Source organism: Mediterraneibacter sp. 210702-DFI.3.120 (assembly GCF_020561005.1).
GTDB classification, from domain to species: domain Bacteria; phylum Bacillota; class Clostridia; order Lachnospirales; family Lachnospiraceae; genus Mediterraneibacter; species Mediterraneibacter faecis.
In genome coordinates this window covers 21959-45361 of the sequence record NZ_JAJCNG010000025.1, presented here as the reverse complement: position 1 = coordinate 45361, position 23403 = coordinate 21959, and the positions used below count along the sequence as shown (strand labels likewise).

Here is a 23403-nt window from a genome sequence, read left to right as displayed (position 1 = left end):
ATGTTGACAAATCACATTTTCATGCGAACTACTCCCTCACGGAATATATTTAATTTATCTTTCGGCTCGGTTCGTCTCATGAACAACTGCCTCACTGACACATCGTTTCTTACTATAACGAATGAATTCTGTTTTGTCAATAAATTTTATCATTTATTCCCAGACGATTTATTCCGAGACATTTCGTTACTGTCACAGTAACAGCTTTCCCCATTAGAAAAGCAGCATTCCGATTCCTCTCGTGATGATTGCCACAACCCATGCGATCAGACACTGCCAGAATACCATTCCGACAGCCCATTTTGCACCAAGCTCACGCTTTACTGATGCGACCGCTGCAACACACGGTGTATAAAGCAGACTGAATACAAGCAAAACACCTGCTGACAATGGAGTCAGTACGGATGCAATTCCACCTCCGAACAATACCTCAAGTGTAGATACTACACTTTCTTTCGCCATAAACCCACTGATCAGTGCTGTACAGATTCTCCAGTCTCCCAGTCCAAGCGGACGAAGGATTGGAACAAGTGCACCTGCTATCATAGCAAGAATACTATCTGCTGAATTCTCCACAAGGTTCAGATGCAAGTCAAAACTCTGCAAGAACCATACAACAATCGTTGCCATCAGAATAACTGTAAATGCTTTCTGTAAAAAATCTTTCGCTTTCTCCCAAAGAAGCTGTGCCACATTCTTCGCACCCGGCAGACGATAATTCGGAAGTTCCATAACAAATGGTACCGGTTCTCCTTTAAACAGAGTTCCTCGATAAAGGAATGCGATTAAAATTCCAACTACAATTCCAAGCACGTACAGACCCGACATGATCAGTCCGCCCTTACCCGGGAAAAATGTACTTACAAAGAATGCATAAATCGGAAGTTTTGCTGTACAGCTCATAAACGGTGTCAGAAGGATCGTCATCTTACGGTCCCTCTCACTGGTCAATGTTCTTGTTGCCATAACTGCCGGAACTGTACATCCGAATCCGATCAACATCGGCACAATGCTTCGACCGGAAAGACCTATCTTACGAAGCAGTTTATCCATTACAAATGCCACACGCGCGATATATCCACTGTCTTCCATCATAGAGAGGAAGAAGAACAAAGTAACAATAATCGGAAGAAAACTAAGCACGCTTCCTACTCCTGTAAAGATTCCGTCGATCACAAGACTTCGGATTGCATCATTTACATTGAGTGTGAGCAGTCCCGCCTCAGCCATTCTTGACAACTGATCAATTCCCATTTCCAGAATTCCTTGCAGAAATGCACCGATTACATTAAATGTCAAATAAAATACAAGCACCATGATTCCGATAAAGCATGGGATCGCTGTATATTTTCCTGTCAAGATTTTGTCTATCTTCTCACTTCTGACACGTTCTTTACTCTCTTTCGGTTTTACAACCGTCTGCTCACAGAGACGTTCAATAAAATCGAATCGCATATCTGCGATTGCCGCACTTCGGTCAACCTCACGTTCCGTCTCCATCTGCTGTACAATATGCTCAAGCATATCCAACTCATTCTGATCAAGCTTTAACTGTTCTAAGATCAGCGGATCCCCCTCGATTGCCTTCGTTGCGGCAAAACGTACCGGCAGCTTTGCTTCTTCTGCATGGTCTTCAATCAGATGAATCACTGCATGGATACATCTGTGGACCGCACCGTCATGATCACTTTTATCACAGAAATCCTGACGCAGCGGACGCTCCTGGTATTTTGCCACATGAAGTGCATGACGTATTACTTCATCCACACCTTCGTTCTTCGCTGCCGAAATCGGAATAATCGGAACTCCAAGCAGTGCTTCCATTGTATTCACATCGATAGATCCATGATTTCCAATCACCTCGTCCATCATATTCAAAGCTACTACCATCGGGATATCCATTTCAAGAAGCTGCATTGTCAGATAGAGATTTCGCTCAATATTCGTTGCATCCACAATATTGATGATTGCTTTCGGATGTTCATTCAACACAAAATTTCTTGAAACAATCTCCTCACTGCTGTATGGAGACATTGAATAAATTCCCGGAAGGTCTGTCACATTCGTATTCGGATAACCTTTGATTGTTCCATCCTTACGGTCTACTGTTACTCCTGGGAAGTTTCCTACATGCTGATTTGCTCCTGTGAGCTGATTAAACAACGTTGTCTTTCCACAGTTCTGATTTCCTACCAGGGCATAAGTAAGCACTGTTCCATCCGGTAACGGATTAGCATCTTCTTCAGAATGATACTTTCCTTCTTCTCCAAGTCCCGGATGATCTACCGGTTTCAAACGTTCTCCACGGGAATGGCTGTTTGTTCTCTCGCTGATTTCCTCAACTTCAATCTGTTCTGCCTCTGCAAGACGAAGTGTCAGTTCATATCCATGTACCTGCAATTCCATTGGGTCTCCCATCGGTGCAAACTTTACCACCGTAACTTCCGCACCCGGAATCATACCCATATCCAAAAAATGCTGTCGTAACGCACCGGAAGCCCCAACTGTCCTGATCACAGCACTCTTTCCAATCGCTAATTCTTTTAATGTCATTTTTTTATCATCCTCTTTAGCTTATTGCGATTTTTTATCAATTAGTTATACAAAACTAGCTTATTCCAGGATGTTGGATTTGTCAATAATTATCATTTACAAAATGCTGTAATAAAAAAAGAAATGCTTTATTCCCTCTTATATTTTGGGAAATAAAGCATTTCTTTTTTCATTATATAGCAGCCTCTCGTTTTTTCAGTGGCGCATAAACGATTCTTCTGACAAAAATAAAGCAAATCACCTGCAGGATGATCGTAATGATCCAGGATACCGGATAGGAAATAAACAAAATCTTCAATGATCTGAATCTTGGAAATATTCCAAAGATCCAGACGATTCTCGTTCCGACTGTTCCGATTACGGAAAGTATCATCGGCACAATTGATTTTCCCATTCCACGAAGAGATCCCGGGAACAGATCCATCCATCCGCACAGAAAATAAGTAACTGTTGTATATAGAAGAATCTCCATACCACAGCTGATAACCTGAGGATCATCAGTATAAATCTTCAAAAGCTCCGGTCCAAAGAGATACGCACCTCCACCAAGAATTAATGCAATCGTTGTGGAAAGAATCAGGCAGTCAACTAAGACTCTGTCCATTCGTTTCCATTTTCCGACTCCGTAATTCTGGCTTGTAAAACTCATACATGCCTGTGTCACTGCATTGATCGATGCATATAAAAATCCAAAAATGTTATTCGCTGCCGTATATCCTGCCATCGCCACGGATCCGAAAGAATTGACCGATGACTGCAGAAGTACATTTGAGAAATTGATCACAGTACTCTGAATTCCTGCCGGAATTCCAACCTGAAAGATCTGTCCTAAATATACTTTTTTTATCATTAGCTTCGAGAAGCGAAGCTGATAACTGCTGTCTGATTTATACAGGCAACGCAATACCAATACACACGATACAAACTGTGCTGTCACAGTTGCAATTGCAACGCCCGCTACTCCTAAATGAAAAGCAATTACAAGTAAAAGATTTAAACATGCGTTAATCACACCTGCTACAATCAAAAACAAAAGTGGTCGTTTCGTATCTCCAACCGCTCTTAAGATTGCCGCTCCGTAATTATATAACATAAAAAACGGCATTCCCAGGAAATAGATCTTCATATATAGTGTCGAAAGATTGATCACATTATCCGGTGTTCCCATCAACTCAAGTGCTCCTCTGGAAAAGAACAATCCAACTAATGCCATCACAACTCCGCTTATAATCGCAAATGTAATCGCTGTGTGCACCGTCTCCGACATCTCTTTCTCGCGCCCTGCCGCATAGAACCTGGCTGCAAGCACATTTGCTCCAAGAGATATTCCTATAAATAGGTTCGTAAATACATTGATCAGTGCTGTGGTTGATCCGACTGCTGCCAGTGACTCACTTCCACTGAATCTTCCTACCACAACAATATCCACTGCGTTAAATGCAAGCTGCAGAATTCCAGATATCATCAGCGGAATTGAAAAAGAAATCAGCTTATTCATGATCGAGCCATTGCACATATCAATTTCAAATCTGTTTTTCTTCTTTTCTGAATGCATAACTTTTCCTCATTCTATAAATTATTGTAACTGTTCAAACACTCTCTTAATGCTGTCATAATGAAGGAAGATTCCCTCCTTGGCAAAGTTTTCAATCTCCTCCTTAGTTGCGAACATATATCCATCTGTTTCTTCTGTCTGAAGTTTCAGATCATTCTCATCAATATCAAGCACAAAGCGATATACATCAACAAAATAATTATCACCCTCGCCCGGATTTTCTCGCTTATAAGTAAATACATATCCGCCTTCTGCATTAGAAATATCTAATCCTGTCTCTTCTCTCACTTCACGGCATACCGCTTCCTCAGAAGACTCTCCTGCCTGCGCTGCACCGCCGGATACTTCCCACCAACCCGGTGCCCACGCTTTTGTCATTACACGTTTCGTGATCAGATATGTTCCATCCGGTCTTGCCACAACTCCAAGCACTGTCAGATGGTATTCCCCATCCTTTAAGCACCAGTCATTTCGCTTCATTGTTCTTCCGGTCGGCCGTTTCTCTGCATCATAAATATCCCAATATTCCATGATATTTTCTCCTCGTCTTATCTATCTCATGTTTTTCATTTTCCTTTCTTATCATACATTTTTAGAAAAAAGCTGTAAAGTCTTTGGCAAATATTTTCCATTAGACTTTACAGCTTTCACTATCATTCGTTATTTACTTCTATCTCAGATAATATGTCATTTCATGCCATTCTTCTCCACCCCAGACAGAATCTGACATTCCCAGATCTACAAACCCAAATCTTTTATACATCTCTACTTTTTCATCCAGGCAGGTAAGAACAATTTCTTTTCTTCCCTTTTCTTCTTCTCTTTGCAGATAACATCTTACAATTTCTCGTGCCAGACCTTGTCCTCGATACTCCGGTAATACATCTAAGCCAAGGATCATAACTTTCTTTCCTTTTGGATTATTCAAAGATGCATCTGTAAAAAATTCATCTCGGAATTTTTCCTCATCCGTTGCAATTCCATTCAAAAATCCTGCTAACTTCCCAGTTGTTTTATCTACCGCGACTAAAAACAATTCTGGAGTCACACCGATTCGCTCCTTCATGTGTTTCTCAGAACATGCTTCATTTGGCGGAAAACAAATTTTCTCAATCAAGACTGCCTGATCTGCCTCTTCCTGTCTAATATCCCTGAATTCAAATCTTTCTAAAATACTACTATTCCCTTCAATCTGTCCTTGCATTTTCTAATCTCCTTCTTCATCAACTTTTGTAATAACATATTTGTAATTTCATACTGTCACCGTAAGTACTGCTCCTACAGATGCTACCAACGACGCTGCTACTGCTAATATCTGGAACGGCAAACTACCAAGTCTTCCGCAGATCAAGCTAGTTCCCGCACGTTTTCTGGAACGATTGTATGCAACAATCACTCCTACTCCTGTCAGAACCTGGACCACACTTGCCATTCTTGTAAACCCTACAAAGCTCTGCACTCCCACAAGTGCGATCACAAGACAAGGTAATGTAGCTGCAAGCCAGCTGATCTTCTCGCCCCATTTCGTCTGTTCATTCACAATATCTCGAAGATTCAGTGTATTTGCCCAGAAAGATGTTGCAAGAGCCAACAGTGAAAAAACATATCCGATAATGCTGACCCATCCGCCAAGATGGCCGGAAAGATCCACCAGTGCTCCATTCTCTGTCACATTAGAACATCCCAGAAGCGTCATAAATGTGATCAAAAGGATCAATCCCATATTCAATCCCGTGCCGGCTGCAATCGCTCTGCGAATACCTTTTTCGTCTCCTTCTAGACCTTTCACAACCTGTGGCACAGACATAACAGCAGATAATGAAAATGCAATCATGCTATAAAGTGCCAGCATATTGTTATTCGAATAGAACTTTGTCGAAAGCTCTGTTGTCTCTGAAAGCATCGTTGCTACAAAAAGGATCCCTATGACTCCAAACATGGAAATCACTGCAATTTTCTCACAAATTCCAACCAGTTTCATTCCGATATAGACCACACTTGCTGCCAATACATAAAAGAGCAGCATTCCGACCACTGACGGAAGGTGAAACCATGCAGAAAATACAGCTGCCGCACCGGTAATAAATCCACTCACATTCACTACAACCGAAAAGCCAAGCAGCCCAAACGCCAGCCATGTACATGCCATCTTCAGCTTTCCCACAAACAGCTCATTTTCAAAGCATTTGATAAACTGCGCGCCATTGTTATTCAAAGACAGTTCCGCAATCATAAAATGCAATAGCAGATTCATACAATATGCCACTGCCGCAATCCAGATAATATCATGCCAGTTATTTCTGGATGCAAGGAATGGAACCGAAAGAATTCCTGATCCCACGCCGTGTCCTATGATAATACTCGTCGACTCCAAAAAAGTCAGCTTTGATTCCCCATGTACTTTCGCCATACCTACGCCTCTCCAGTAATACCAATTTGTTGTTTACCACTTATGATGACGGAAAACAATCTCAAATCTGATATGATAACTCTTTCTATTGTACCTCATTATAGCTTATAATTAAACCCATTTTTAAAGAGCTTTTTCCCAGGCATTTTATATTCTCCAGGAACTATGCAGTTAATCATATTTTATGTTATACTCTTAATAGAAATAGCTATTAAATCTAAACGAAAAACAGAGGTAACTATCATGGAATTCAAGAGCATTTTAATAAAGGACACAACTGTAGAAGAAAGAAAACAGATTGTAAAAGAATCTTTAGGCAACATTTCTGCAAGCTGCGATGGTTGCATGGCAAGACTTTCAGAAATGTACGATGAGTATATCGAAGGTAAAAAAGAGATCCGTGACATTAATATGGAATTTAATGGACACTATTTACGTGGAGACATGGACAAGGGTGAAAGAAGAAGCTGTCCGATGTAAAGTAAATCTACTCCCCTTTTAACCTTCACTCAAGACCTACTGATAGAATGGAGGTGTTTGTATGAAATTTAAGAAAAGAATCGCATTTTTCACAGCAATTATGATGGCACTATTGACTGTCGGATGTGGCAGCAAATCAATGTCAGCATCCGAGGACAGTGCAACCATGGAATCAGTCTACGGTACAGATTATTCAAAAAACGAATACTGCGAAGAACCTGCAGAAACAGCCGATGCAGGAGTCACTTCCGGAAATGGACTGGAAACTCAGGTAGAAAACGGACGAAAACTGATCCGAACGGTTTCTCTTTCTTTGCAGACAAAAGAATTTGATTCTGTACTCAATAGCCTAAAAACAAAAACTACTGAACTAGGTGGCTATGTCGAGAATTCTTCTATCAGCGGCAATAGTTATTCTTATACAACAACCCGATATGCAAGCTACACCATACGAATTCCGGCAGACAAGTTAAATGAGTTTGTGGATATCGTTGGTGAACTTGGAAATGTAACACAGGAAAATGAATCCGTGGAAGATGTGACACTTCAGTATGTAGATGTCGAAAGTCATAAAAAAGCTTTAGAAACGGAACAGGCACGTTTGATGGAGCTGCTTTCTACAGCAGAAAATATGGAAGACCTCTTAGCCATTGAAAGTAAATTATCCGATATCCGATATGAAATAGAAAGCTACGAAAGTCAACTTAGACTTCTGGACAATCAGATTGATTATAGCACAGTGCATGTGGAGATATTTGAAGTCGAACGTATGACAGACGCGGGTGAGAAAGGCTTCTTTGAAGAAATCAAAGAACGATTCGGAGACAACCTGTATAAAGTAGGTCACGGTTTCAGGAATCTCATCATTGGAATTCTTGGTGCATTACCGATCCTTATTGTATGTGCAGCAGTTATAGCTGTTATCGTAGTTATAGTTAAGAAAAGCATCAAAAAAATAACACTCAAAAAACAGAAAAAAGCAAAAGAAAACGATTATGAAGAAAACTTCAAATAGCGTCTCTCCTTCGTTTCTCTCGTAAAGCAAAGCACTTAAAAGCGGAAAACCTCTGAATCTAATGAGATTTTCCGCTTTTTGTTTTTCTCTTATTCTCTATTCTTTTTTATATTTTTTCCCATAGCAGCAATTTCCTCTGCTGTATATTCTTCCACTACTGTCTTTGTCACTTGTTTTATATTTTTTTCCTTCAGACGAAGATATACAAATTCCCTGAAAATAGTGTACAGAACCGAAACTAATGGAATGAAAATAAGCATTCCTACGATTCCCATAAGATTGCCACCGATCGTAACAGCAGCAAGCACCCAGATTGATGGAAGTCCAACTGATCCACCAACCACATGCGGATAAATCAGATTGCCTTCAATCTGCTGAAGAATCAAAAATACAATAATAAATAAAATTGCTTGCTTAGGACTTATCATAAAAATCAAAAAGCAACCCACTGCACATCCGATAAAAGCTCCAAAGATCGGAATCAATGCAGTAAATGCAATTAAAGTTCCGATCAAAAGTGCATATGGCATTTTTAAAATACTGAGTGTAACGACAAACATACTTCCGAGAATCACAGCTTCTACACACTGCCCCGTAAGAAAATTTGCAAATGTCTGATAGGTCAGAGAACAAATTTTCAGGAATGCCTCTGCTTTTTGTTTCGGAATAAATGCGAAAAATACTTTTCTTATCTGTACATGCAATTTTTCTTTCTGAAAAAGAATGTAGCATGCAAAAGAAAACGCAATGAAAAATGTAGCAAATCCACTGACGATAGAGCCCACTGCCGACATTGTCGTATTCATCATATTTCCTGCTCCGCTGCCAAGAATACTGATTCCCCATTTAATGGCCTGATCTTGATTAAACTGAACCTGATTTACAAGCTTCATAATTTCTTGATTATTGTGTGAAAAATCTCGAATCCAGTTTTGCATCTGTGGAACAAAATTCGCAATACTTATCATCAAACTTCCCATTGTCCGAGTAAGCTGTGGAATCACACCAAACATTACTAGTGCGATCACACCAACCGCCAATATAATTGTGAGAAGAAGACTGATCGGTCTTGCTAACTTTTTTCCCACCTTATTTTCATCTTTTGTCTTACCGAAAATTTTCTTTTCTAAAAAACTCATTGGCACATTGATTACAAAAGCAATTGCGCCACCAAGTACAAATGGAAACAGAATTCCCCATATTGTTTTCAGTACATCGATCACTACTTCAAATTTCCACAATGCAACTACAAGCAGCACTGTAAAAATAATCAGTTCGCGAATTTTTTTCATAGATAACTTACTCAAATCCATTATCATTCTCCTAATTTCTTAAAATCAGCCAACTATACTTTTATGCAACAAGATATTTTTCATCATATCCTTAAAATAATATTGATGTCAAGACTCTTTATCAATTCAGCTTGGCATTGTATCCGTCTTATGATAATGTAATTTATGAACGTTATGCAACGAATAAATATCAAATATTAAAAAATAAAACCTGAAAAAATCGAAATAACGAAATTTATACGAAAAGAGAAACAAGAAAATGTCACAAAAACAAAACAAATTGACTCAAACCGGTATTGTAGCACTTCTTGCTTGTGTATGCTGTATCCTGTGGGGAAGTGCAATCCCGGTGATTAAAACAGGGTATCACTTTCTGCAGGTAGATTCTTCAGACACTGCAAGCCAGATTGTATTTGCCGGAATCCGCTTTACTTTAGCTGGGATTCTGGTATTAATTTTTGCATCGATCAGGGAAAAGAAAGTGATGCTTCCTGATAGGACACTCCTCAAATATGCCATTCCTGTGTGTCTTGCCCAGACAGTGGGGCAATACTTCTTTTTTTACATAGGAGTTGCACACACCTCCGGAGTAAAGGGTGGAATCATCACCGGGCTTGGAAATTTTATTGCAATTTTGTTGTCTTGTCTGGTATTTCGAAATGAACGGATGACGAGCCAAAAAATCGCAGGATGTGTATTGGGATTTGCAGGAGTTGTAGTAATCAATCTGATGGGAAATTCCCTGGATATGGGATTTAAACTGATCGGAGAAGGATTTATTCTGATTGCACAATTATCTTATGGAATGTCTACTGTGTTGATCAATCTTTTTTCCAAAAAAGTATCACCAGTAGTGTTAAGCGGAACCCAGTTCACGATGGGCGGAATTGTTCTGACTTTAATTGGAATGGGAATGGGCGGACGCCTGGGAAATATAACTACCGGAGGTCTGTCAATTATATTTTACCTTGCACTGGTTTCAGCAGTGGCATATACACTCTGGTCTATACTGCTTGCATGGAATGATGTTTCCAAAGTTGCGATTTTCGGATTCGTAAATCCACTTTGCAGCGTGATCTTATCGGCACTGATACTCGGAGAGGTAAAACAGGCATTTAATATTGGCAGCCTGGTTGCATTAGTTTTGGTATGCGCCGGTATTTATATCGTTAATCGCAGAAAAAATTAAGCATTGTTATTTTGAATAATCCCTTCATAACCTGCTTTAAGGAAAAGATCAAAACAAGTATGGAATCTGCACCATTCTTCATCAGATTTTCCTAAATGTTTTCTGCACATTTCCAGACATCCCATTATTTGAACGGTTAGTAAATCAGTTAATGTGGATTCATCTAAACCTGTCTTATCCAGCATAACATCAAGAAAATCCTGTTTAAGTGCAACAACTGTATGTTTTACTGCCGGCAGGAACAATGCTTCTGAAAAAAAGAGGGGCTGATATTTCGGATTTTCCCGTAAAAGCCAACAGAGCCCCTTCCTAACAATTATATTTGAACTTGATCCATTCTCAGATAACAAAGCCATATTTTTAATATCATATAGAGCATCTGAAAAAACTTCTTCAACAATTTGTCCAATGTTACCAAAATGAGTATAAAATGTCCCTCGGCTGACACCTGCATATTTACAAAGATCTGTTATGGTTATTTGCATATAGTCCTTTTTCAAAAGAAGCTGCAGAAATGCATCTTTAATCGAATTATGTATAAAATTGTCTTTAGATAAAATTGCTTTTTCTTCCTTCATGTATTTCCAAAAACCCCGCTATACATAAATAATTATAGTATATTTTTACATAAAAATAAAGTTGTTTTTCATAAAAACGAGGCGTTTTGAACAATTGTCTCTTCTTTGTTCAAACGTATCCGGAGGGAATTGGTTTCCGGATTTATTTATGTTATGTTGGGTATATAAGAAGCGTGTATATAAAAATAGAAGGAGGTAGGTATTCTATGGGAGAAACATTATACACAATAGGAACGGATCAGCAACAGGCATGGATGAAAAAAAACTGTTTTCCACCTAGAGGATACGGTTACTCTGAACCGGGAACATATTCTCTTGATGCTACAGAAGTTGCAGCATACAATGTCGCGAAGTCATTTTATCAAGTCTATCCGGAAGTCTGGAATATCGATTATATCGAGAAGGAAACCGGAATCAAACCCGATGATATCAAGGATCGATTAAAACGAATGTATGATGAACATCTTATCATGTTCGTTATGAATCCAAATGTTGGTGTTTACGGTTGGGGACTTTATTATTGGGTTGTCAAATTAAAAGACGGTACAGATCCAAAAGTAAAAGCTGAATTTGCCAAGTGGTATCAGAATAAAGATGATATTTGTACAGGATATCTCGCAGAGGGCGATTTCGATTTCTTTAACGGAAATCACATGAGAGTTCTGGACAATCTTCTTGCAGATGTTATCCAGCCATGGAAAGACAGACCGGAGGTTGAATATGTACATCTTTGTCCGATCAGGGCAGATGTCAGAGAATCACTTGTAAATCAATGGGATGTTCCGGAAGACAGATACAGAAAATTTATTTTTGGGGAAGAACAGAAGAAGAAATTCCTTAAAGTTCAGAACAAAATAGATAAAAAAGATTTTGCCATTATTGAAGCTCTTAACAGCACAAAATCCATCGCAGATATGTTTGATTTTGATATGTTGGAGAAGTTATCCGGCTTAGATGGCAAGCAGATGAAAAAAGACATTGTAATGTGTGTTGATGAACGAAAATTTATGCTGCCAATGATTTATATTAATTACAGAGCACTTGGAATATCAATGCATATGTATCTGGTTCGTATGTTCCAGAACGTTCCAAGTTACAGGAAAGCAGAAATTGTAGATGAATTCTCACTTATGCCGGAATTCGTAGATATTCTTCAGTTCGGTGACTCTTTCTACGATTGCATGCTGACTGTTTATACCGAAGTAAATGACGTAGAAGCAATCAGAACAATGTTAGAAGGATATGCTGAAATTGAAGAAGTAAAAGTAGCAAATTCAAAGAGACAGTTCAGACGTTGGGTAGCCCGTCTTGATGATGATAACGGATATTGGGAAGAATGCGTTATGACGGATGACTTTTTACAGAACAGACTGGAATCCGGTTCCGTAAAATGTCGTTTCTCAACTGACTCAGAGGAGGTGCAGTAATATGATCGTAAAACATCCAAGAGAATATGTTGTTGATAAACTTCAATATGCATTAAATCCAAAAACGATTGCCGTAGTCGGAGCCAGCCGTTATTCTACAAAAGTCGGTTATAAAGTTGTTGATGGTCTTTTAACATGGGGATATAAAGGAAAGATTTATCCTGTAAATCCAAGAGCAGATAAAGTTGCCGGATTTACAGCTTATAAGACTGTAAAGGATATTCCTGATGAAATCGATCTTGCTTTTCTTGCTGTACCTGCACACATTGTTAAATCTGTTTTGGAAGATTGTGTTGAAAAGAAAGTTAAGATTGTTGTTATTGCCACAAGTGCATTTAAAGAAATCGGACGTGGAACACTGCAGGATGAACTCACTCAATATTGTCGTGATCATGAGCTGCCTCTGATCGGACCAAACCTTGTAGGAATGGGAAGTCCATACCTTAATTTCAACTGCGGATTTATCCCTTATCTTCCAATCAAAGGTCCTGTAGCAATGATTTCTCAGTCAGGTGCCAACTTGCTTGCGGCACTTGGAACCTCACAGAAAGATCATTTTGGAATGAGCTTCTTCGTAGGACTTGGAAATAAAGCTGACGTTGATTTCTGTGAGTTTATATCCTACGCTGGAAGAGATGAAAACAGTAAATGTCTTGCAATTTATATTGAAGGACTGGATAGTCCTGATGCATTTATTGAAGCTTGCCGCAGTGTTGATAAACCGATCGTAACAATAAAAGTCGGTGGTTCAAAGATTGGTGAAAAAGCTGCATTTGCACATACTGCTTCTGAAAACAAAGGAACAAATGATGCATTTTATGATGATATTTTTGAAAAGGCTGGAGCTATCCGTGCGACCACATGGCAAGAATTCCTCGATATATCAATGGCATTAGGAATGCAGCCAGCACCAAAGGGTGACAATATCGTTATGATTACCAACGGTGGTGGTTCAGGTCTTCTCAGCTGTGATCACTTTGAACGTCGGGGAATGCCAATGCATGAACTGGCAGAGATTTCTCCTAATCTAGCTGGAAGAATCCGTGCATATATGCCAATGTTTGGTTCTCCGCTTAATCCTGTTGATATTTCCGGAACAGCTTCACCTGTTCAGTATAAAGGTGCATTCACACAGGTAATGCGTGACCCGAATGTACATGGAATACTTGGATCCATCTGTCCGACAGCAGTAACAGATGTTCCGGCTGTAACAAATCTGGTTATCGATATTTACGAGACATATAAGCATCTTGGAAAACCGTTCATTATGGAATGTCAGGGTGGTGAAGAATGTCAGGAAGCTATCATGAAGTTGAGAGATCATGGAATCCCAGCTTATCCGACTGCTGAACAAGCCGTAAATGCTATGGTTGCTCTCTACAAATATGGCCAGATTAAAAATAAGAAATAAATTATGAGCAGACATTGTTACTGTTCACTCCCGTGTGAACAGCAATCAAACATTTAGATTATGATAGAAGTTGTATAAAAGACTACTTCTCTTCTATAAAAAGCTCTTATAAGAAAATGACACCTCTTTTAGGGGGTGTCATTTTCAATAGCTTTATTTTCTTTGAATTAAAATCTTACCCGCTCCCGATCCGGATGTTCTCCCGACCATCCGATCTGCGGTAAAGTCATCAGCTGATACATATCATTTTCCTCTATGTCAAATCCGAAAACATCCAGATTCTGATGCATTCGTTCACCGGAAGAAGATTTTGGCAACGGCAGCACACCGCACTGCAGAGCAAATCTGATACAGATCTGTGCAACAGATACCTGATATTTTTCTGCAAGTTCCATAAGAAGTGGCTCCTTGAGAACTCTGGCTCGACCGATTGGACTCCATGCCTCTACCTGAATACCCGTCTGCTTACAGAAATCAACTGCAGCCTTCTGCATATATCCCGGATGGAATTCTAACTGATTCACCATAGGAGTAATGCTTGTCCGCTCTAACAGATTGTTCAAATGATGTGGCAGAAAATTGCTGACACCGATTGCCCGTACCTTTTTCGACTTATAGAGATCTTCCAGTGCTTTCCATGTCTCCACATCCAAATCTCTCCACTCTGCATTCAGATCAGAAGGTCTTGGCCAGTGGATCAGATAGAGATCCAAATAGTCTGTACCTAATCTTTTACAGCTGTTTTCGAACTCCTGCAAAGTTGAATCGTATCCAAGCTGATCTTTCCATACCTTTGATGTCAGGAAAATTTCTTCTCGTGGAATTCCACTCTCGCGTACAGCTTTTCCTACTGCTTCTTCATTGAAATAAAAAGCTGCCGTATCAAGATGGCGATAGCCCTGTCTGATTGCTTCACTTATAATTGCTTCATCGGTATTGTCTGCGGCTTTATAGGTGCCAAACCCCACTGCTGGGATTTCCACTCCATTAGCTAATGTAAATGTATGTCTCATATGATGCTTCTCTTTCTTGTTATATAGATGCTGCGAATATTATTCAAATTCCACTGTTCCTGTCGGCTTTGGTGTGAAATCATAAAGTACACGGTTGATTCCCGGAACTTCATGTGTAATACGTTCTGTAATATGAACCATTAATTCGTGCGGAATCTCAGCAACAGTCGCTGTCATAACGTCAATAGAGCATACTGCGCGAACGATACAAGACCACTCAAAAGCACGTTTTCCATCCTTGATTCCTGTAGATCTGAATTCCGGAACAACAGTAAAATACTGCCAGATCTTTCCTCCTTAGTATCCTCTCAATATCTACAATGATTGTACCGTCGTTATGATTACACGTCAACACATTCTGACATAATTTGATTTATTTATCTTTCAAAAATATTACTCTACTCTTTTCCTTCTGCAGCGATTTTCTATCTATCGCAAAAGCGACATGGCCATCCTGCGGTAGGTGTGACGTTTCCCCCTTATCGCCACGCTATAAGCTGTGATATTCTCCGGCAATGCCATCCCCATATATCCACTATCCCCAATATGATGGATATCTGCACCAGCCATCTTACACATGAGAGCAATCTGACGAACTGTAGCTTCATCTGCACCTTCCTGAGATGTTCCAATCGTTGTCATTGCCAACGCACCTTTTTCATGCGCTTTTCTTATAAGATTTCCCGCATATTCCATTGTGATTCCCGGAACTGTTCCCGGAGCCGGTAGCAGGATCACATCCGCACCTGCATCGACAAACGCCTCCACATCCTTTTCTGTGAGGATCTTTTCTCCTGCTTCAGAAATAATTCCTGATGCATGCATTTTCCCAGCTGTCAAAATCACTCTGTCTCCAACTGCTTCTTTTAATCTGGAAAGGGCCTGTATAATTGCTTCATTATCTACGCCAACTCCCGGATTTCCTGTCAGAACAATCATATCCACGCCCATGTCTGCAGCTTTTCTTGCATTCTCTACCGTAGCCTGACGGCCGGTTGTCAGATTCCATACGGATTCTTCCTGCCCATCTTTTATCACAGCCGGCTCCAGATTAATCGCAACCATTCTTCCGGTAAGACGCTTCACCTCACGAATCGTATCTTCCGGTGATGTCTGCGGCAGTCCCTGAATTATCGGATTGTTTACATCGAAAATATTCAACATAATCAGATCTGCTCCCAGAGATGCTACAAACTCTGCGTTAGTGATATTTACTAACATCGGAGTTACTGTTCCTATTGTCTCTGCCGCGAGCGTTCTTCCTTCACTGTCTGAAATGGCAGTCAGAAGTTCTGCCTTATTATAGGAAGTTAATTCTCTGGCCGTCGTGTCTATCAGTCGTTTTAACATCGTTTTTTCTCCTTTTTGCAGTATTTTGTTTTCATCAAAAGGTGTATGATTTAAGCTTTTTTCTTTGCATCATAACATTTTGTCAAATATCTGTAAAGGAAAGTATTTGCTATTGCAAAAACTTTAGTGATTTAAAGCGGAAAATCACTAAATTGTATTGTAGTATACAAAAACTGCTGTTATAATATTAAAAATAATAATCAGATAGGAAAGGTGATAAAATGAATCAGTTAGAAATATTAAGAGAAAGTCTTGGCCAGTGTGATGAAATCATCCTGGACGCACTGCTTATGCGTAATCGTATTGTAGAAGATATCATGGCTTATAAGGAGGCCAATGATCTTCCAATCTTACAGCCGGAACAAGAAGCCAGACAGAAAGAATGGCTGGAAAAAAGAATGGAAAAAAAACGTCATAAAGCTGAAGTAGAAGACGTATTTAGAAGCATCACAATGAACAGTAAAAGAATCCAGTCCAGAAAATTGTTTAACTATAATATTGTGCTTATTGGATTCATGGGAGCTGGTAAAAGTACCATCTCAGAATTTTTGAAAAACTCCTTTGCAATGGAAGTAATCGAGATGGATCAGATCATAGCTGAAAGAGAAGGTATGACTATTTCCGATATTTTTGAAGTATATGGCGAACAGTATTTCCGTAACCTGGAAACCAACCTTCTTATCGAAATGCAGTCCAAAACGAATGTCGTGATTTCCTGTGGCGGTGGAACTCCAATGAGAGAATGTAATGTCGTTGAGATGAAGAAAAACGGACGTGTAGTTCTTCTGACTGCCAAACCAGAAACTATTCTGGATCGTGTCAAAGACAGCCATGACCGCCCGCTGATTGAAAATAACAAAACAGTTCCGTTTATTGCCGATCTTATGGAGAAACGAAGAGAAAAATATGAAGCAGCAGCGGATATTATTATTGAAACAGACGGAAAAGATGAATTGCAGATCTGCGAAGAACTGATTCTCAGACTGCGTCAGATGGATAATAAATAAAAAAACTTATGAAGTCGCATCTAAGATTCAGACCCAGAACAGGAGGAAAAAATGGAACAGCGAATTAAAGGAACAACAGGTTTATTAGCATTGATTGGAAGTCCAGTAGGACATTCAGGATCTCCTGATATGTATAACTTCTGCTTCCGTTATCATAATTTGGACTACAGCTACATGGCTTTTGACATCAAGGAAGATCAGGTACCGGCAGCATTGGATGCGATGCGTCTGTTCAAAATGAGAGGGTGCAATGTAACTATGCCATGTAAAACAGCAGCAGCTCAGAACATGGATGAGTTATCACCTGCTGCAAGAATTATCGGTGCAGTAAATACAATTGTTAATGAGAATGGAAAACTGATCGGACACATGACAGATGGTATCGGTTTTGTGGAAAATCTAAGAGACCATGGCGTAGATGTAAAAGGAAAGAAACTGGTGATTTTAGGTGCAGGAGGAGCTGCAACAGCCATCCAGGTACAGTGTGCACTTGATGGAGCAACATCCATTTCCATCTTCAATCCAGACGATCCGTTTCTTGATCGCGCAAAAGACACAGCTGCCAAACTGAAAAACGAAGTACCGGATTGTAATGTTCAGGTATTTTGTCTGGATGATCAGGAAAAACTGAAAGAAGAAATTGCAAAAGCAGATATTCTGGTAAATGGAACACTGGTAGGTATGAAACCTCATGAAGATCGTTCTCCAATCACAGACAAATCTGTATTTCGTTCCGATCTGATTGTATGTGATGTTGTATATAATCCGGAAGAAACAAAACTTCTTCGGGAAGCAAAAGAAGCCGGTTGTGCAAAAACGATCGGTGGAAAAGGTATGCTTCTGTGGCAGGGCGTTGCGGCTTATAAATTATATACCGGCCTGGATATGCCTGTAGAAGAATACAAGAAATATCAGGCAGAAAACACAAAATAAAACTGCTCCCAGTTAAGCAAACAATAAAAATATCATAAAAACATTTATAAACAAAAGTAGCGGAAGTCCTTGATTTTTAAGGGCTTCCGCACTTTTTAACCAGTTCTTAAAAGCAAATGTAATGCATTTCCTGCTTTTCTGATACCTTCATCTTAAATTATCTTTTATTTTTCTGAACCAGGCAGATACTTCCTGCTCCGCCACTGAGCAACAGTAGTATCATCCAGCAGAATAGCTCATTACTATCCGCTGTTTTCGGACTTTTTACTGAATTTTTTGTTCCACTTGCCTGTTCTTTTTTCACATCTGTTTTCGCAGCTTCCGGCTGTTCTTTCGATGGCTGCTCCGGTACAGACGGTGTGACAGGCACAGATGGATGTTCCGGTTCGACTGTCTCTTTGGTTGTCTGAATCATATTCTGCTTCGCTGCACTTGCAGTAACTGCATCGGAACCCTGTTCAAAAAATTGAATCAACAGCTCTTCGCAACAGGAATATTCTCCGATCTCCGCTGCATTGGCAAGCTGTGGATAGCTGTCAGAACCGGCAAGATAATTATTAACTGCTACGGTATACTCTTTTGTATCATCCAGCTCCTGCCCATCTTTTTGCACAGAAAGCACACGCTCCCCTGCCGGCTGTGCCGGATCAAAACGGACGACAATTCCACCAACCTGCAGATAACTTCCGCTGTCATTTGGCCACGCATCCCATTCACCACTGTCGTTTGCAACAATACAGTTTTTCTGAATAGTAAGACTGCTCTCCAACATTTCCTTTATCTGTGCACCAGTCAGCTTCTTTGTCACTACATAGTTTCCATAAGGACTGACATTGATAACATCTCCATACGTTACCGTTCCGGCAGCGATAGAAGCACGGATTCCGCCAGCATTTTCAAAGGCTATATCAGCCCCTGTGGCAAGCAGGTACGCATCAGTTATGACATTTCCAAGATTTGTCTGTCCGATACGTATATGTTCCCAGACACCGTCCAATTCCACCGGTGAAGTACCGATGACACGATTCAGTGCTGTCTCGTTTTCTGCTTTGATCGTATCCAATACATCTGTCACGGAAGCATCCTTCGGATAGTTCTGTGCTGCTTCATAATCGACAGATGTTTTCTCATAATCCACATGCACACTTCCATCCTCATCCATAGTACAGGTCAGGTCTATCAGCCCCACACTATTTAAATAATGTCCACTTTCCGATACATAGGTTTTTGAACCGTCCGGTGTCGTCACAGATTCACTGAGTTCAATATGCTCATGTCCACACAGCCACAAATCGACACCGTCCACCTGTGCAGCCACATTCTTTGGATCAAGCGTATGGGACAATGCGATCACCACATCACACCCTTCTGCCTTTAAAGTAGCAGCTTCCCTTTTTGCATAAGCTACTGCATCCTGAAAGTCCAATCCCTCCACATTAGATGGTGTTGTCTTATTTTTCATCTCCGGATCACTTACACCAAACACACCGATCTTCAGTGTTTTTCCATTTTTTGTAATCTCTTTTACAAGTTCATCCGTATCAAAAAAGGATGTCCCATCTGCATTTTTGATGTTACCGGATAAAATTTTGACATTAGCAATTCCACCAAGCTCTTTTAAACGATCTTTGCCATAACTCCAGTCATGGTTTCCTGTGGTCATTGCATCATATCCACAGGCTTTCATCAGTTTTGCCACCGATTCTCCCTTTACCAGTGTTGCAATCGGTTGTCCATGAAAGGTATCTCCGGAATCCAGCATCAGCGAACCGTCCGCTCCTTCCGTAAATGTCTGTGCAATTCCACTCAGTCGATCCATTCCGATCACCTGATTGTAATCATCTTCCTCTACCCGTGCATGAATATCATTGGTATGTACGATTTTCACATCAAAAATTGTACTTCCAGATGCAGTTCCATCCTGCGCCTGTACCGGCATTGCCCCAAATAATCCGAAAACTATCCCAAATGTCAGCAAAAGTACCGTTACCTTATTCCATTGTTTTTTTAATTTCTTCATCTTACTCCTTCCTTTAATGAAACGGACATTCGTAATCTACATTCACTACTTGTTTATGAAAACAGCCCATTATATGGTTTGTTTTCATATTGTTTCCTTTTATTATATGTAAAAAGCTGTAAAATTCAATACTTGACATACAACATCCACGAACTTCAACTATTGTCCTAAAAGTACAAATTATCTTTCTGGAAAATAACACAGAAAGGATGGGGCTGCCGCTTCACGATTTAGAAATCGTTAAAGCGGCAGCCCCTTGCAAATTTTTATATACACTTTTATTGTCGCTCTATATTTTCCGCTAATGTCATCAACAGCTTATCACCATTCCGATTAATCATCTTCATTTATTTCGTGGTTACTGAGCAATGACCTGAGTTTCGCCCCGCCAGATTTTATATTTCTAAAAATAGTCAGGTGAAATAGTTCAATTAACCTTTTCACCTGACTATTTACATAGCAAAGAGTCTCTGTACAATTACTTAGTGTAACAGCACTCATTCTACCAATATCTTTTAAAAATCTAATTCTTAATAATCAAACTGACGATAATATCTACGAATAGAAAGTGGATGTCTTAAAAACAGCTCCATATATGCATCTACACGATTATTAACACCATGCATTACCAAATGAGAAATTGTTCCTCTAAATTCCGGACTAATTCCTTTTAATTCATGTTCTTTTGTATCAATAATAGTATAGTTTGCATTTACACGTGGAAGAAATCTTGCAACACGCTCAGCTAATGGTCGTTGTTCATCCTCTCCCATAAACAGAGTAACTGGTGTATCTTCAACGATAATCTCCTGCATTCCGTGGAAAAATTCTTGACAGCTAATAGATTTTGTACGGATCCACATCTGCTCCTCCCAATAGCACATAGCATAGGAATAGGTTGCCCCATACTGATTTCCTGATCCAATAAAGTAATGAGGAAGATCTTTATGTTCTTTCCAAAATGCCACCTTATTTTTTGCATACTCATATGCCCACTCATCGGAATCTTTCTCAACCTGAGCTAATACATCCGCAAGATTAGCTTCCATCTCTTTATTATAACGGTCATAATCATCAAATTCACCATTTTTATACATCAAGTAATTTGCAACCATATAAAATTTCAACTGCTCATTCATTGGATAAACAATCAGATAATCTTGCTTGTCAGGCTGTGTGAGAGTAGTACCTGGATTATCGATGAATGAAAATACTTTTGCACCTTTTTCATGTACTCTGTCCACTAATTCAACCATTTCTTTTGTATTTCCAGATACTGAAGATATAATTACTACAGATTTATTTGTAAATTTTTTGTTTCCTGTAGTCAAAAACTCAGCTGCATTTTCAACAAATACTGGAAGCTTTGAACGGCCACGCATATATACTTCCACCTGCATACTGGAAGCATAAGTACCTCCAATACCAATAAAATAGATTCCATCAAATCCTTCTTCCCAGATTTGATCAATAATTTTTTCAATCTGCGGACGAAGAGCAAGTGCTCCATTCACACTATCAATCTGTGCTTGCTCGTTAAAATTACGCAAACAAGCTCCTTCTGTTTCTTTCCACGCTTTTGCTTCATATTTCATAGTTGATATCTCCTTTCACTACTTTCTTTTTAATACAATTTCGTTGTCTGCAAATCTAAATTTAAGAAAAATTGTATAGCACGTTGAATCATTTTATCCCAATAAGGCCACTCATGATCCCCTGGTCCTTCCATATAAACATGACCATAACCATTACTTTCAGCAACTTTTCTAAATTTCTGATTATTTTCATATAAGAAGTCTTCTGTACCACAAAATTGAATTAACCTTGGACGATTTTCGTCTTTAGCAAGTTTCTCTACCAAAAACAGTGGATTTTCCCACTCTTCTGGTTTTCCTGCTTCTCCATGAAAACTCTGTATTTCTTGTGGCGACATATCTTCCCAATTTCCGGCAAGTACCATCTCCGTAAATCCTACATAATCGAGTACTCCTGATAAACTTGCCACAGCTTCATACTTCTCTGGTCTATTCAATGCAATCTTCACTGCACCATATCCACCCATACTCTCTCCAGCTATAAATGTATTTTCTCGTCTTTGATCCAAATGAAACCATTTCCCACAAATAGCTGGAAGTTCATCTGCAACATAATGGAAATAATCAATTCCAACTTTTCCTGTTGTGTAAAAACTACGTTGAACTTCAGGCATAATTATTATGAAATTATATTTTTTTGCATAATATTCAATTTTAGAAAATCGCGTCCATTCATCACTATTTCCTGACAGTCCATGAAGTAAATAAAGAACCTTCGGTGTTCCCTCATAAAGAGGTGTTACATCATTAGAAACATCTGGGAAAATAACATTAATCTGTGTTGTCATTCTTAAATTTTTGGAATAAAAATTTCCTGTAAATAATCCCATTATTTTAATTTTACCTTTTATCTGAAAATTGTACATTAAAGTTACATTTATCACCACGCACATAATTGCGATTGAATTCGATTGCCCTTCCATCCGTATCATACGTAAGACTTTGAAACAACATCACGGGTGTTCCTGCATCTATTCCCAACAGTTTTGCATCATTCAAACTAGGACGAACCAAATCCAATGTCTGCTCTGCTTCCGCTAAATGAATCCCATACATTTCATATACTTCATACACAGAAAACACCGATAAATCAATCCCCTCCATTTTGGGAATTAAATAATGCGGTATATATAATTCCTCTAAAGAAATCGAATCTCCGTCAGCATAACACATGCGCTTAATATAAAAAATAGGCTCTTCTGGTTTAATGCCGAACATGTTTCCATACAAATTTCCTGCCATTCTTAGATACTTAGACACAATTCTAAAAGATGGTTTCATATTCCTATCTACCATCGTCTGCGTAAAGCCTTCTAACTTCTCCATGTTTCGTTCGATTTTATGTCCTAAAACGTATACTTCTTTATCAGAAATATATTTCAACAATCCTTCTTTGACCAAGACTTCTATGGCTGTTCTCACGATTTGCTTCTGAACACCAAACATTTCAGCCAATTCTGTATCAGTAGGTATTTTTGTACCAGGATATAAATCACCATCTTCTATTTCTATTCTTAAAATCTCACTCACTTGCTGAGTGATCATTCTTTTACAGGCAGTTTTCATATTTCGGCT

Annotated in this window: 21 protein-coding genes; 7 read left to right on the top strand and 14 right to left on the bottom strand. The window is 39.3% G+C overall.

The window, feature by feature from the left end:
• Positions 1-213 precede the first annotated feature (213 nt).
• The 5 genes from feoB to LI162_RS12615 all read right to left on the bottom strand — a co-directional run bounded on the left by feoB (position 214) and on the right by LI162_RS12615 (position 6518).
• On the bottom strand, positions 214-2553 hold the full coding sequence (feoB, locus tag LI162_RS12635) for a ferrous iron transport protein B (protein ID WP_020436062.1): 2340 nt from the start codon (positions 2551-2553) through the stop codon (positions 214-216).
• Positions 2554-2725: 172 nt separating this feature from the next.
• Positions 2726-4108 carry an MATE family efflux transporter gene (locus LI162_RS12630; protein WP_020436061.1) on the bottom strand — a complete coding sequence of 461 codons (1383 nt, stop codon included), beginning with the start codon at positions 4106-4108 and terminating at the stop codon, positions 2726-2728.
• Positions 4109-4129: 21 nt separating this feature from the next.
• Positions 4130-4639, bottom strand: a complete 510-nt coding sequence (locus LI162_RS12625) for an NUDIX hydrolase (protein WP_020436060.1) — start codon at positions 4637-4639, stop codon at positions 4130-4132.
• Between the two features lie 139 nt (positions 4640-4778).
• Positions 4779-5312: a GNAT family N-acetyltransferase gene (locus LI162_RS12620; RefSeq protein ID WP_020436059.1), complete on the bottom strand. Its 534-nt coding sequence runs from the start codon at positions 5310-5312 to the stop codon at positions 4779-4781.
• A 48-nt stretch (positions 5313-5360) separates the two neighbouring features.
• The gene (locus LI162_RS12615) at positions 5361-6518 is read right to left on the bottom strand and encodes an aromatic amino acid transport family protein (RefSeq protein ID WP_020436058.1); all 1158 of its coding nucleotides are present in this window, start codon (positions 6516-6518) and stop codon (positions 5361-5363) included.
• A gap of 243 nt (positions 6519-6761) precedes the next feature.
• Here LI162_RS12615 and LI162_RS12610 point away from each other — a divergent pair, with 243 nt between their 5' ends.
• On the top strand, positions 6762-6998 hold the full coding sequence (locus tag LI162_RS12610; protein WP_020436057.1) for a hypothetical protein: 237 nt from the start codon (positions 6762-6764) through the stop codon (positions 6996-6998).
• 61 nt (positions 6999-7059) lie between these two features.
• The gene (locus LI162_RS12605) at positions 7060-8013 is read left to right on the top strand and encodes a DUF4349 domain-containing protein (protein WP_020436056.1); all 954 of its coding nucleotides are present in this window, start codon (positions 7060-7062) and stop codon (positions 8011-8013) included.
• 89 nt (positions 8014-8102) lie between these two features.
• On the opposite strand, the gene LI162_RS12600 is transcribed toward LI162_RS12605, so the two are convergent.
• Positions 8103-9326 (bottom strand): AI-2E family transporter, encoded by a 1224-nt coding sequence (locus LI162_RS12600; protein ID WP_020436055.1) that lies wholly within the window; start codon positions 9324-9326, stop codon positions 8103-8105.
• A gap of 238 nt (positions 9327-9564) precedes the next feature.
• On the opposite strand from LI162_RS12600, the gene LI162_RS12595 reads away from it, so the two are divergent.
• Complete coding sequence (locus LI162_RS12595; RefSeq protein WP_155205058.1) at positions 9565-10494, top strand: DMT family transporter; 930 nt, start codon at positions 9565-9567, stop codon at positions 10492-10494.
• Here the strand turns inward: LI162_RS12595 and LI162_RS12590 are convergent.
• Positions 10491-11072, bottom strand: coding sequence for a TetR/AcrR family transcriptional regulator (locus LI162_RS12590; protein ID WP_155205056.1), 582 nt, complete (start codon positions 11070-11072; stop codon positions 10491-10493). The genes LI162_RS12595 and LI162_RS12590 overlap by 4 nt on opposite strands.
• Positions 11073-11278: 206 nt before the next feature.
• Here LI162_RS12590 and LI162_RS12585 point away from each other — a divergent pair, with 206 nt between their 5' ends.
• Together LI162_RS12585 and LI162_RS12580 are read left to right on the top strand one after the other, a co-directional pair.
• A complete protein-coding gene (locus tag LI162_RS12585) occupies positions 11279-12499 on the top strand; it encodes an AsnC family transcriptional regulator (RefSeq protein ID WP_155205053.1) in 1221 nt (406 codons plus the stop codon).
• A gap of 1 nt (position 12500) precedes the next feature.
• Positions 12501-13910, top strand: coding sequence for an acetate--CoA ligase family protein (locus LI162_RS12580; protein ID WP_055173244.1), 1410 nt, complete (start codon positions 12501-12503; stop codon positions 13908-13910).
• A gap of 167 nt (positions 13911-14077) precedes the next feature.
• Here LI162_RS12580 and LI162_RS12575 read toward each other — a convergent pair whose 3' ends face one another.
• The 3 genes from LI162_RS12575 to LI162_RS12565 form a co-directional block, all read right to left on the bottom strand.
• The gene (locus LI162_RS12575; protein ID WP_155205051.1) at positions 14078-14923 is read right to left on the bottom strand and encodes an aldo/keto reductase; all 846 of its coding nucleotides are present in this window, start codon (positions 14921-14923) and stop codon (positions 14078-14080) included.
• 39 nt (positions 14924-14962) lie between these two features.
• On the bottom strand, positions 14963-15211 hold the full coding sequence (locus LI162_RS12570; RefSeq protein WP_227156768.1) for a GMP synthase (glutamine-hydrolyzing): 249 nt from the start codon (positions 15209-15211) through the stop codon (positions 14963-14965).
• Between the two features lie 141 nt (positions 15212-15352).
• Positions 15353-16273, bottom strand: coding sequence for a DUF7916 family protein (locus LI162_RS12565; RefSeq protein WP_155205049.1), 921 nt, complete (start codon positions 16271-16273; stop codon positions 15353-15355).
• Positions 16274-16494: 221 nt separating this feature from the next.
• On the opposite strand from LI162_RS12565, the gene LI162_RS12560 reads away from it, so the two are divergent.
• The gene (locus LI162_RS12560) at positions 16495-17280 is read left to right on the top strand and encodes a shikimate kinase (RefSeq protein ID WP_227156765.1); all 786 of its coding nucleotides are present in this window, start codon (positions 16495-16497) and stop codon (positions 17278-17280) included.
• A 51-nt stretch (positions 17281-17331) separates the two neighbouring features.
• Positions 17332-18213: a shikimate dehydrogenase gene (aroE, locus tag LI162_RS12555; protein WP_227156764.1), complete on the top strand. Its 882-nt coding sequence runs from the start codon at positions 17332-17334 to the stop codon at positions 18211-18213.
• 157 nt (positions 18214-18370) lie between these two features.
• Here aroE and LI162_RS12550 read toward each other — a convergent pair whose 3' ends face one another.
• The 4 genes from LI162_RS12550 to LI162_RS12535 all read right to left on the bottom strand — a co-directional run bounded on the left by LI162_RS12550 (position 18371) and on the right by LI162_RS12535 (position 23394).
• A complete protein-coding gene (locus tag LI162_RS12550) occupies positions 18371-20233 on the bottom strand; it encodes a bifunctional metallophosphatase/5'-nucleotidase (protein ID WP_227156763.1) in 1863 nt (620 codons plus the stop codon).
• A 530-nt stretch (positions 20234-20763) separates the two neighbouring features.
• Entirely contained in the window at positions 20764-21828 is a 1065-nt protein-coding gene (locus LI162_RS12545; protein WP_207744346.1) for an SIS domain-containing protein, read from the bottom strand.
• A gap of 29 nt (positions 21829-21857) precedes the next feature.
• Positions 21858-22658, bottom strand: a complete 801-nt coding sequence (locus tag LI162_RS12540) for an alpha/beta hydrolase (protein WP_055146685.1) — start codon at positions 22656-22658, stop codon at positions 21858-21860.
• 10 nt (positions 22659-22668) lie between these two features.
• Positions 22669-23394, bottom strand: coding sequence for a GntR family transcriptional regulator (locus tag LI162_RS12535; protein WP_101875000.1), 726 nt, complete (start codon positions 23392-23394; stop codon positions 22669-22671).
• Positions 23395-23403: the final 9 nt, after the last annotated feature.